At 64.9% G+C, this 10,892-nt stretch carries 13 protein-coding genes and 1 tRNA gene; 7 read left to right on the plus strand and 7 right to left on the minus strand.

What is annotated here, in order from left to right:
- Positions 1-159: 159 nt before the first annotated feature.
- Positions 160-402, plus strand: coding sequence for a DUF565 domain-containing protein (locus H0O22_RS08825; RefSeq protein ID WP_370521423.1), 243 nt, complete (start codon positions 160-162; stop codon positions 400-402).
- Between the two features lies 1 nt (position 403).
- Here H0O22_RS08825 and H0O22_RS08830 read toward each other — a convergent pair whose 3' ends face one another.
- Both H0O22_RS08830 and H0O22_RS08835 read right to left on the minus strand, forming a co-directional pair.
- On the minus strand, positions 404-1,405 hold the full coding sequence (locus H0O22_RS08830) for an aspartate carbamoyltransferase catalytic subunit (RefSeq protein ID WP_185186309.1): 1,002 nt from the start codon (positions 1,403-1,405) through the stop codon (positions 404-406).
- A 26-nt stretch (positions 1,406-1,431) separates the two neighbouring features.
- The gene (locus tag H0O22_RS08835; protein ID WP_185186310.1) at positions 1,432-2,058 is read right to left on the minus strand and encodes a DNA-3-methyladenine glycosylase; all 627 of its coding nucleotides are present in this window, start codon (positions 2,056-2,058) and stop codon (positions 1,432-1,434) included.
- Between the two features lie 94 nt (positions 2,059-2,152).
- On the opposite strand from H0O22_RS08835, the gene H0O22_RS08840 reads away from it, so the two are divergent.
- Positions 2,153-2,290 (plus strand): hypothetical protein, encoded by a 138-nt coding sequence (locus tag H0O22_RS08840; protein ID WP_185186311.1) that lies wholly within the window; start codon positions 2,153-2,155, stop codon positions 2,288-2,290.
- Positions 2,291-2,296: 6 nt separating this feature from the next.
- Here H0O22_RS08840 and H0O22_RS08845 read toward each other — a convergent pair whose 3' ends face one another.
- On the minus strand, positions 2,297-2,596 hold the full coding sequence (locus H0O22_RS08845; protein WP_185186312.1) for a DUF6679 family protein: 300 nt from the start codon (positions 2,594-2,596) through the stop codon (positions 2,297-2,299).
- A gap of 59 nt (positions 2,597-2,655) precedes the next feature.
- Between H0O22_RS08845 and H0O22_RS08850 the strand changes: the two genes are divergently transcribed.
- Positions 2,656-3,432: a creatininase family protein gene (locus tag H0O22_RS08850; protein ID WP_185186313.1), complete on the plus strand. Its 777-nt coding sequence runs from the start codon at positions 2,656-2,658 to the stop codon at positions 3,430-3,432.
- A 9-nt stretch (positions 3,433-3,441) separates the two neighbouring features.
- The gene (gene gatC / locus H0O22_RS08855; protein WP_185186314.1) at positions 3,442-3,735 is read left to right on the plus strand and encodes an Asp-tRNA(Asn)/Glu-tRNA(Gln) amidotransferase subunit GatC; all 294 of its coding nucleotides are present in this window, start codon (positions 3,442-3,444) and stop codon (positions 3,733-3,735) included.
- 43 nt (positions 3,736-3,778) lie between these two features.
- Here gatC and crtR read toward each other — a convergent pair whose 3' ends face one another.
- Both crtR and H0O22_RS08865 read right to left on the minus strand, forming a co-directional pair.
- Complete coding sequence (gene crtR / locus H0O22_RS08860) at positions 3,779-4,804, minus strand: beta-carotene hydroxylase (protein ID WP_185186315.1); 1,026 nt, start codon at positions 4,802-4,804, stop codon at positions 3,779-3,781.
- Between the two features lie 47 nt (positions 4,805-4,851).
- A tRNA-Leu gene (locus tag H0O22_RS08865) sits at positions 4,852-4,933 on the minus strand.
- 51 nt (positions 4,934-4,984) lie between these two features.
- Here H0O22_RS08865 and H0O22_RS08870 point away from each other — a divergent pair.
- Together H0O22_RS08870 and ileS are read left to right on the plus strand one after the other, a co-directional pair.
- Complete coding sequence (locus H0O22_RS08870) at positions 4,985-5,632, plus strand: Ycf66 family protein (protein ID WP_185186316.1); 648 nt, start codon at positions 4,985-4,987, stop codon at positions 5,630-5,632.
- 114 nt (positions 5,633-5,746) lie between these two features.
- Positions 5,747-8,611 carry an isoleucine--tRNA ligase gene (gene ileS, locus H0O22_RS08875; protein ID WP_255439575.1) on the plus strand — a complete coding sequence of 955 codons (2,865 nt, stop codon included), beginning with the start codon at positions 5,747-5,749 and terminating at the stop codon, positions 8,609-8,611.
- On the opposite strand, the gene H0O22_RS08880 is transcribed toward ileS, so the two are convergent.
- Positions 8,608-8,922, minus strand: coding sequence for a hypothetical protein (locus H0O22_RS08880; protein WP_185186318.1), 315 nt, complete (start codon positions 8,920-8,922; stop codon positions 8,608-8,610). The genes ileS and H0O22_RS08880 overlap by 4 nt on opposite strands.
- A 3-nt stretch (positions 8,923-8,925) precedes the next feature.
- Positions 8,926-9,543 carry a DUF3177 family protein gene (locus H0O22_RS08885; protein ID WP_185186319.1) on the minus strand — a complete coding sequence of 206 codons (618 nt, stop codon included), beginning with the start codon at positions 9,541-9,543 and terminating at the stop codon, positions 8,926-8,928.
- A 70-nt stretch (positions 9,544-9,613) separates the two neighbouring features.
- On the opposite strand from H0O22_RS08885, the gene H0O22_RS08890 reads away from it, so the two are divergent.
- Positions 9,614-10,888, plus strand: coding sequence for an FIST N-terminal domain-containing protein (locus tag H0O22_RS08890; RefSeq protein ID WP_185186320.1), 1,275 nt, complete (start codon positions 9,614-9,616; stop codon positions 10,886-10,888).
- Positions 10,889-10,892: the final 4 nt, after the last annotated feature.

Below are 10,892 nucleotides of genomic sequence, written 5' to 3' on the forward strand. Positions count from 1 at the left end.
GCTTTTTTAGTGCCCCTGCGGTAAACCTCAGTCCATCTGCCGGCGACGCCTCCCCTGACCCTGCTGCCCCCACCCCAACGCACCCGGCTGCAGCGCAACCTCGGCGGTGCCTGGCCGCGCCTGGAGCGCTGGGCGAGCAACCCCTGGCGGCGGCTCTCGGTGCTGCTGATCGTGCTGCTCAGCACCTTTTTCCTGGGGAACGCCATCGCCACCCTGACCGGTGCGCGCTCGTTTCTGGACCCCCCTGCGGCGCTCCTCTGCGTCTTGGCCATCGAAGCGGCGATCCGCCTGCGTGGTCCACTGCTGCGCAAGACCAGCAATCGATTGGGGCTGCAGCTCCTGGACATGAGCCGCATGGGCTTTTGCTACGGCCTACTGCTGGAGGGCTTCAAGCTGCTCTGAGCTAGCCGGCGGCCAGGAGATAGAGCAGTGCCATCCGAATCGGGATGCCATTGGTGACCTGCTCCTCCACCAGGGATAGGGACGGATCATCGACCAGCGCGCCGCTCATCTCGACCCCACGGTTCACCGGGCCGGGGTGAAGGACGGGAATCTTGCCTGGCAAGCGCTCATGGGTGAGACCAAACCGGCGGTGATAGCTCTCCAAGCTGGTGAGCAGGTTTTGGTTCATCCGCTCCTTCTGCAGGCGCAGGGTCATCACGGCATCGGCGCCAGCCAAGGCCTGGTCGAGATTGCGCTCAATGCTGATGCGACCGCGCTGGGCCACGGGATCGCTGGCCTGCCCGGGCGGGGGAGCATCGACGAACTGCTCAAACGCCTGCGGCAGCAAGGTGGCGGGCGCGCAGAGCACCACATCGGCACCGCACCCGGTTAGCGCCCAAAGGTTGGAGCGGGCTACTCGGGAATGCAGGATGTCGCCGACGATCACGATCCGCCGGCCCCGCAGGGCCTCCGGGGTGGGGTTGTCCGGGTTGAACTGACGCGCAAGCGAAAAGAGATCCAGCAGACCCTGACTGGGATGGCTGTGCAAGCCGTCGCCGCCATTGAGGACCGCGACGCGATCGCCGCTGAGATCCAGGTCGTTCGCCAAGGACGCCGGAATCCCCGTGCAGCGGTGACGCACGACGAGCAAGTCGGCGCCCATGGCCACGTAGGTGCGCACCGTGTCGAGCAAGCTCTCGCCTTTGCTCAGGGAACTGGACGAAGGAGAGAAGCTCTGAACATCCGCGGACAATCGCTTGGCGGCCAGCTCAAAGCTGCTGCGGGTGCGGGTGCTGGGCTCAAAAAAAAGGGTGGTGACGAGCTTGCCCTGCAGGGCCGGCAACTTGCGGGCACCACTGGTGGGCATCGCCCGAAAGCGCTGGGCCAGCTCTAAAACAGTGGTGTAGTCCTCAAGCGAGAAGGCCGCCAGATCCAGCACATGGCGATGGGTCCAGTCGCTCAAGGTCTGCGGCAAGCGTCACCTGCAGGCTAGAAGCCCGTGGAGCAAGAGGCCACGTCCCAGGCTTCCGCGACAGCAGGGGTGAGGTCCCCCTTGGCACGGCGACTAATGCTGCGGCTGCTGCGCAGGTACCAGCGCCAAGGCAGGTCCTGGCCCTGGCTGATGCCGATGCGACTGGTTTGAACCAGGTCATCGGCTCGAAAGGCGACGGGTGCTGGAGCAAACCAAAGCCCCTGCTCCGGGCTGCTCGGGCAGCGGTCGTGGCTGCGGTCGAGGCCAAAGCGACGGGCCAGCAGAGCCGGACCCGCGGCGACCCGCTCGGGCTCCCCCGGGATAGCCAAGGCCCGAAGCAAGACCCCATTGGCCCAGTCCGCCCGGTCGGTCACGACGTTCACGCAGTGGTGGATGCCGTAGCTCACATAGACGTAAAAACGTCCTGGCTCACCAAAGAGCGTTTCGTTGCTAGGGGAGCGGCGGTGGTAGCCGTGGCAGGCGGGGTCGTCCTGGGAATACGCCTCCGTTTCCACCACCACACCCCAGAGCAGGCTGCCGTCTGCTTGGCGTTTCACCAACCTGCAGCCAATCAGCGCAGGGGCAACGACCTGCGCTGGACGGCAGAAGAAGGCGTGGGGCAGGGCTGGGACGTGACGCTCCATCCATCCGCGCAACCTTCTGATCACAGTTAACCGAGCCGTTGCTGCGGGCCGCCGAAACGGACGCCAGAATCAAGCCATCGGCTCGGCCCCTGCGATGCACTCCGACGGCTTCACCCTTGCCACGGTCCTGATTGGCGGCAGCGGCCTCTTCGTCCTGGCCACCCTCTTCTTCGGGACCAAGGGCGGCTACTACGACACCGACAAGTACGACGGCAACGGCACCGCCCACTAAGGCCGCCTAGCTCTCGCTGGAGAGACGCTCTGACTGAGGGCAGTCCGAGGTGGTCTCAAGGTCCTCGGGCAAGGCGGAGCGACTGAAGTAGGCCAGGCGGGTGCTGACCGCGCCGATGGAATCCAGGCGGACGGTCTCCTCCCAGCTGTGGAGCTCGTCGTCATCCTCAGCGTCGTAGCGCAGGGTCACCAGGTCCCCCTCCAGCTCAACAACCAGCGCCTCTTCAATCCAACGCTGCTGGTCGCGCAAGAACACCCATATGGGCCGTTTCTCGCATTGATAGCGGTAAAGGCGTCGCTGAAGCATGGACGGCCGCCGGACGCCCAAATCCTAGGGATACTGAACCGATCTCACGCCCCAGCTCCGTGGTTGCTCACAGCACCGAAGACATCCGACTGCAGCTGCGGAGCTGGCCGGAAGTGGAGGCCTATCTCCAGCAGAACAAAGGGGTGATCATTCCCCTGGGGTCCACCGAGCAGCACGGTCCCACTGGAGCGATCGGCACCGATGCCTTAACAGCTGAAGCCGTGGCCCTGGAAGTCGGCCGGCGCCTGGGGGTGCTGGTGACCCCCGCCCAGGCCTTTGGCATGGCCGAACACCATCTCGGCTTTGCCGGGACCATGAGCCTGCAGCCCTCGACCCTGTTGGCGGTCCTGCACGACCTGATTCTGTCCTTGGCCCGCCATGGGTTTGAGCGGATCTATGTGATCAATGGCCATGGCGGAAACATCGCCACCTGCAAAGCCGCCTTTGCCCAGGCCTATGGCACCGCCGCGGCCCGCGGCCTCCCCAATGCCCCTCAGCTGCGCTGCAAGCTCGCCAACTGGTTCATGACCTCCGAGGCGATGGGCCTAGCCCGGGAGCTCTACGGGGATAAGGAGGGGCACCATGCGACCCCCAGCGAAATCGCCATCACCCTGGCGCTGGAGCCCAGCCTGGAGAGCAAGCAGAAACCCCTGCCCGACCCAGCCCCAGCGGGCCCCATTCACAGCCCCGAGGACTTCCGCCGCCGCCACCCCGATGGTCGGATGGGCTCCCATCCCTCCTTGGCCACCGCCGAGGACGGCCGCCGCTTTTTGGATGTGGCCGCAACGGGTCTGGTCACTGATCTGGAGCGCTTTTTAAGCGAGTCGGCCAGCTAGGTTCACCCCATGAGCAACATCAGCGCCGACGACGTCCGCAAGGTGGCCAAGCTGGCTCGCCTGGATCTGCCCGATGAGAAAATCGCGACCTACACCGGTCAACTCGAGCGAATCCTCGACTACGTCGACCAGCTGCAAGCGGTCGATACCGATGGGGTGCCCGCCACCACCCGCGCCGTTGAGGTGGTCAACGTGACCCGCGAAGACACCGTCGTGCCCACCGATGTGCGCGAGCAGCTTCTGGATGAGGCGCCCCTGCGGGAAGGCGATTTCTTCCGCGTTCCCAAAATCCTGGCGGACTGATCCGACGCGAGCCGACTGCAAGCTCGAGTTCGGCTTTCGGCCCTCAGCGACGCGGGGAAACGGCCGTGCGGTGCAGCAGCGCGACCACATGGCGACGGGCCCTGAACGAGGGCAGTAAACCAGCAATCGGACGAAGCTTGCTGCGGCGGCGACGATGGCTGCGCACGCCCAGGACGATGTCGTAGAGGAAATTCGTGAGATCACTCTTGGTCTCGAACAATCCGAGGCGCTGGGGAGATCCCTTGGCATCCAGGATTGGCTTGGTTGCGTGATACGCAGGCCGGTATTCAAACCAGGGAATCGACGGCCAGAGGTGATGAACCAAGTGATAGTTCTGACCCATGATCAGCCAGTTCATCAAACGCCCGGGATAGACCCTGGCGTTGTGCCACCGATTCCGGGACGAGAAGGGGCGGTGAGGCAGGTAATCGAAGAACAACCCAAGCGTCACTCCAACCATCAAGGCTGGGGCGAACCAGACATTGAAGATGAAATCAATGAAGCCATATTTAATTCCAGCGAGCACAATCGCGAAGAAGATTCCCCGCCCTAATCCCCATTCCAGGAGCTCATGGCCGCGCCAAAGCTTGCGCTGGAAGAAGAAGTACTCGTGATAGAAGAATCGGGGCGCAATTAACCAGAGCGGACCGAAGGTACTGACGATGTGATCGGGATCGTTCTTCGGATCGTTCACATGGGCGTGGTGCTGTAGGTGCACGCGCGTGAAGACCGGGAAGCTGAAGCCCAGCAACAACGCGGCTCCGTGCCCCATAAAGGCATTCCAGAACCGGCTGGGATGCGCCGCGTTATGGCAGGCGTCATGAATGACCGTGCCCTCCAGATGCAGTGCCAGAAAGCCCGTGGCCAGCAAGACAGGCAGGGGCCAGCCCCACAGAAACCAGCCGGCAATGCTCAGAGCAGCCAGGGCGTAACCGCCCAAGAAGAGCCCCACCGTTGGGTTCCAGGGGGCAGGGGGATCGAGGTATTCACGCGGTACAGCGCTCACCGAAGCACGCACCTCTTGGCGTCCAAGCTCTCTCGACTCAGCTGGGGCCAAGATTTGCGTCATACCTACTGAATAAGGACCAGCTTAGAAAAGCTGACGTCTCGAGCGGATGCCCACCGGGGGACTTGAACCCCCACGACCGAAGCCACTGGTACCTAAAACCAGCGCGTCTACCAATTCCGCCAGGTGGGCAGGCGACGACTGTAGAGAGCGGCCCAGAATGGGGTCAACGCCTCAATTCCGATGCTGGCCACCCTTGGCGGAACCCTTGCCCTGCTGGTGGGCCTGACGGTGATGCTGTTGCCACTGCTCGCCACCGAGCTCAGCCGCCCCCGCGACGCCGCCTGGGGGGCCGTGGTGTTGCTGCTGGGTCTGACCCTGGTCACCAGCGCAGACCGACTGACCGGCTCCCCGATGCTGGCCGTGCTTTGCGGAGGCCTCCTCATTGCTCGGCTGGGTAGCGAGGTCCTGCAAAGCCGCTGGCGCATGCTCACCCCAGAGGAGCAGCAGCGAATCGCCTCCGTGGAACGCTGGCAGACCAGCCTGGGCGAACTGTTCAGCAGCAGCTCCAAGGCCGCTGCCGTCTTGAACGAAACGGGTGGCTCCCTGCTGAGCGCCTTCAAAGGGGGGCCAAAACCAGGCAAGACCAGCAAACGTTGGGTTCGCTCTGAAACCGAGTCAGCCAGCACTGACTCAGCCAGTACTGACGCAAAAACCACGGCGGAAGTTCCCAGCACAACGCCAGAGGAGCCAGCTCCCGAGGCGCCGGCGCTAAGCGACGTCGATCTCACCGTTGAGACCAGCACCGAGCCGATCACGGAGCCCACCGTGGTGGCGTCCTTCGACGAGGTGGAAGAGCTGCTCGAGGCCTCCAGCCCCCAAGCGGGATAATCGACCCTTGCTGCCCCGAGCGCTGTGACCGCCAGCACTGCTTCCGAGTCCTCCGCCAACGCCGGGCAGATTTCCTACAAGGACACCCTGAACCTGCTGAAGACGCCCTTCAACATGAGGGCCAATTCACAGGTGCGTGAGCCTGAGATCCAAGCGTTCTGGGCGGAACAGCGGCTCTATGAGCGCCTGAGCGAGGAGAACCCTGGACCTTGCTTCACCCTCCACGACGGGCCGCCCTACGCGAACGGCGCCCTGCACGTGGGGCACGCGCTGAACAAGATCCTCAAGGACATCATTAATAAGACGGCTCTGCTTCAGGGCAAACGGGCGCGCTTCATCCCGGGCTGGGACTGCCATGGTCTGCCGATCGAGCTCAAGGTGCTCCAGGGGCTGAAGAGCAGTGAGCGGGCCGAGCTGACCCCGGTCAGCCTGCGCAAGAAAGCCCACGCCTATGCGCTCGAGCAGGTGGAAGGCCAAAAGGCCGGCTTCCGCCGCTGGGGCATCTGGGCGGACTGGGAACAGCCCTACCTGACCCTGCAGAAGGACTACGAGGCAGCCCAGATCGGAGTGTTCGGCGCCATGGTGCTGGCCGGCCACATCTACCGGGGCCTCAAGCCGGTCCACTGGAGCCCCAGCTCCCGCACGGCCCTTGCCGAAGCCGAACTCGAGTATCCCGACGGCCACAGCTCACCGAGTGTCTTTGCCGCCTTCCCCGCGGTGGAACTCCCCAGCGGCCTGGCGAGCACCCTCGAGCAGGCGGGCCTCCCCCCCGCACAAGCCACGGCTGACGGCGGCCTGGCTGTGGCCATCTGGACCACGACCCCCTGGACGCTGCCCGCGAACCTGGCGGTCTCCGTCAATGAACGGCTCGAGTACGCCATCTGCGCCATTGAGGCCCAGGGCGACAACCCCGCCCCAGCCGCCAGCCACCTGGTGGTGGCCGCCGAACTGCGCGAAAGCCTCGAAACCAGCCTGGGCCTGACCCTCAAACCCCTGGTCAGCGTCAAAGGAGCCGCCCTCGAAGGCGTCCAATACCGCCATCCGCTCCTGGAGCGCACCAGCCCGGTCGTGATCGGCGGGGACTACATCACCACTGAAGCGGGCACGGGCCTGGTCCACACCGCTCCGGGCCATGGCGTCGATGACTTCAACACCGGGCGCAAGTACAAGCTGCCCGTGCTTTGCCCGGTCGATGAAGCGGGAAACCTGACGGCCGAAGCCGGACCCTTCGCCGGGACGAACGTGCTGAAGGATGCCAACCCCACGATCATCAGCGCCCTGGAAGAAACCGGGCTGCTGCTGAAGCAGGAGCGCTACGAGCACCGCTACCCCTACGACTGGCGCACCAAAAAACCGACGATCTTCCGGGCCACGGAGCAGTGGTTCGCCTCCGTCGAGGGGTTCCGCCAAGCCGCCCTGGAGGCCATCGCCCAGGTGGAGTGGCTACCCGCCAGCGGCCGCAACCGCATCGAGGCGATGGTCAGCGAGCGGGGGGACTGGTGCATCAGCCGCCAGCGCACCTGGGGGGTGCCGATCCCGGTCTTCTATCACCGCGAAACGGGTGAGGTGCTGCTCAATGAAGCCACCCTCAGCCACATCCAAGGCCTGATTGCCGAGCACGGCGCCGATGTCTGGTGGGAGCGCGACGAGGCCGGGCTGCTGCCTGAGGCCTATGCCGCTGAAGCCAGCCAATGGCGCAAGGGCACCGACACGATGGACGTCTGGTTTGACTCCGGCTCCTCCTGGGCCGGCGTGCTCGGTGGAATCGAGGGCGCCAGCAGCCGCGCACCCCAATTGCAGTACCCCGCTGACCTCTACCTAGAAGGCAGCGATCAACACCGCGGCTGGTTCCAAAGCAGCCTGCTCACCTCCGTGGCGGTGAACGGACAGGCCCCCTACAAACGGGTGCTCACCCACGGCTTCACCCTCGATGAGAAGGGCCGCAAGATGAGCAAATCCCTGGGGAATGTCGTCGATCCAGCGGTGCTGGTCTCAGGCGGCAAGAACCAAAAGCAGGAGCCTCCCTACGGCGCCGATGTCCTCCGCCTCTGGGTGAGTTCGGTGGACTACTCCGCCGATGTCCCCCTGGGTCCTGGGATCGTCAAACAGTTGGCGGACGTCTACCGCAAGGTGCGCAACACCGCGCGCTATCTGCTGGGCAACCTCCACGACTTTGATCCCAGCCAAGACGCCGTTGCCCACGAAGAACTGCCGCTCTTGGATCAGTGGATGCTGCAACGCACCGCCTCCTTGATTGACAGCGTCAGCGGTGATTTCGAGCGGTTCGAGTTCTACCGCTTCTTCCAGGCCCTGCAGAACTTCTGCGTGGTGGACCTCTCCAACGTCTACCTCGACATCGCCAAGGACCGCCTCTACGTCAGCGGTGCCAATGACTTCCGCCGCCGCAGCTGCCAAACGGTCTTGGCGCTGGTCGTGGAGCGGCTCGCCGGCCTCATCGCCCCAGTCCTCTGCCACATGGCCGAAGACATCTGGCAGAACTTGCCCTACTCCGTCGCCGAGACCTCGGTCTTCGAACGCGGTTGGCCGAGCGCACCGGAGCAGTGGCGTCAAAGCGCCCTCGAGCAACCGATGAACCAGATCCTGGAGCTCCGCGCCCTGGTCAACCGGCAACTGGAAAGCTGCCGCAGCGCGGCCCAGCTCGGGGCCTCCTTGGAGGCGCAGGTTCAGCTGAGCCTGGGCGAAGGCAGCGAGGCGACCCAGGCCGCCCTCAGCTGGCTCGAGAACAGCGCCCACCCCAAGGTCGACAACCTGGCGGATTGGCTCCTGGTCTCAGCATTAGAGATCGGCGGGTCAAGCTCCGAAGCCGTGCTGGCCGAAGCCAGTGAGAACGGCATCACCGTCCAGATCCGCAAAGCGGCCGGTCAGAAGTGCGAGCGCTGCTGGCACTACGAGAGCGACATCGGCGAGCACGCTGCGCACCCGACCCTCTGCGGCCGCTGCGTGGAGGTTCTCGCCTAAAGCCAAGCGCCTGGGTCGAGGAAGGTCTCGGCCCCGGACGCCTGGGCGAGGCACTGCTCAGCCTGCGGGTTGAGCGGACCCTGCAGCAGCTCGGCCTGCTCGATTTGAGCCGCGTCGGGCAGCAGCGGTTGATCGGGATCAAAGCCCGTGGGGTGCGAGACGCTGCTGGAAAACCCGCGAAAGATCAGCAGCTCAAACGGCTCGACGCCAGTGGGAACAGGCAATGCCCCCCGCAAACGCAGGACACGGTCCGCTCGGCCTCGGCTGATCTCTTCGAGCTGAACCAGCAGCTCGGCCACGCGCAACGCCATGCCTTAAAAACCGCCGGCGACCCGGCCCTGCTTGGGCAACCGGACGACCAGCCACTGCAGCAGGCCAACGCCGTAGGCGACCAGGGACACATAACCGACAAAGGCGGCAATGGCCGCTGTCCAGCTGCCGCCAAAGACGAAATCAAAGACCCTGGCCACACCGCCGTGCAAGTCATCGGGGGCCTCTAGCCAGACCCGGCAGATCGGCCGGGTCAGCCCACCGCCGACGCAGCTGAGGGCCACGGCGCTCAAGGCGGCGCCGAGCACGCCGAACACCGTCAGACCCCAGCGCCAGGCTCGGACAACGAACGGCAAGGGGCGCCAAGGCGGCAGGTCCGCCAACTCCTCGTTGAGGTCCACCCAGAACCAGACGCTGATCACCACTAGCAGCTGGGAGAGGACCGCGAGCAGATAGCCCAGGGGCCGGTTATCGGTCAGCAGCAGCACCGTGATCAGCAGCAGGCTGGCCACCTTCCAGTAGATGCCCATCAAGCGGGTCAAGGCCTGCTCACGCTTGAGTGCAGACCACACCAGCAGCACCAGGGGCAACCCCAGGGCAAACACCGCCGCCAAGCGGTAGTCCAGCCAAACCAGGGTGCGATAGAGCAGCAGATCTGGCACGCAGCAACACGCAGTCAGTGGCCATTATCTGCAGCCCTGCGGCGAAAGGAAGCGGCAGTAAGGTCCGCCGATGGCCTGGACCGCCCGCCTCTCTCCGTTTTTGCCCTGGCGCCACACGCCGCAGCAGGCGCAGTGCACGACAGCACTGAGCTCTGAGCCGGCCCTGGAGGCCGCCATCGCGGATCTGGGCCAGCAGCTCAAGCAAGCCGGCCAGCGGCATCCGGCTGATCTCGGGCTGGTGTTTTGCTCAAGCGCCTACGCCAGCGACCTCCAACGCTTGATGCCGCTGCTCCAGCCAGTGCTTGGCGCCAAGCACTGGCTGGGCTGCTGTGGCGGCGGAGTCGTCGGCACGAACGCCGAAGGAGCCCCCCAGGAGCTCGAACACCAGCCCGCCATCAGCGTCACCCTGCTCACCCTCCCCGAGACGGAGATCGAACTCTTCTCTCTCAAAAGCGAGGCCTTGCCCGATCTCGACGGCTCACGGCAGAGCTGGATCGACTGGGCCGGTGTCGCCCCGGACGGCTGCCATTCCATGCTCCTGTTCCTTGATCCAACCTGCACCGCGATCAATGACGTGATCAGCGGCTTGGACTTCGCCTACCCCGAAGCCCAGAAGATCGGGGGGATCGCCGGGCAACACAGCGCGCAACATGGCTCCCTCTTGCTCGGGGACGGCGTCATGGACGGCGCCATCGGCTGCCTGATCAAGGGGGCTTGGCGCATTGATCCGGTCGTCGCCCAGGGCTGCAAGCCGATCGGCCCGGTCTTTGAGATTGAGAAAGCCGAGCGCAATGTGCTGCTGCGCCTCAGCCATGACGGCGAAGCGGACACTCCCGTGGCCTGCCTGCAAACGATCCTGCAGGACCTCTCCCCGGAGGAGAAGGAGCTGGTGCGGCATTCCCTGTTCTTAGGGGTGGCCAAAACCAACTTCCAAATGCCCAGCGATGGATCCCCCGCCCCTGGACCGGCGGTTCTGGTGCGCAACCTGATCGGAGTTGACCCCCGCAACGGCTCCGTCGCGGTGGCCGAGCGGCTGCGGGTGGGGCAACAGGTGCAGTTTCAACTGCGGGATGCCGAGACGTCACGGCAGGAACAACAACAGTTGCTGGCTCAACAGCACGGCCGCAACGCCGAGCCGCTGGCGGCCCTCCTCTTTGCCTGCCTTGGCCGCGGGGAGGGGCTCTACGGCAGCGCCAATGGCGATGTCGGTGGATGCCGTCAACACTTCCCTGCGGTGCCCATCAGCGGTGCCTTCTGCAACGGCGAAATCGGCCCGGTCGCCGGTGCGACCCACCTGCATGGCTACACCGCGAGCTGGGGCTTTCTGGTGCCGAACACTCCCTGATTTC

The sequence above is a fragment of the Synechococcus sp. LTW-R genome, assembly GCF_014217875.1.
GTDB lineage: Bacteria > Cyanobacteriota > Cyanobacteriia > PCC-6307 > Cyanobiaceae > Vulcanococcus.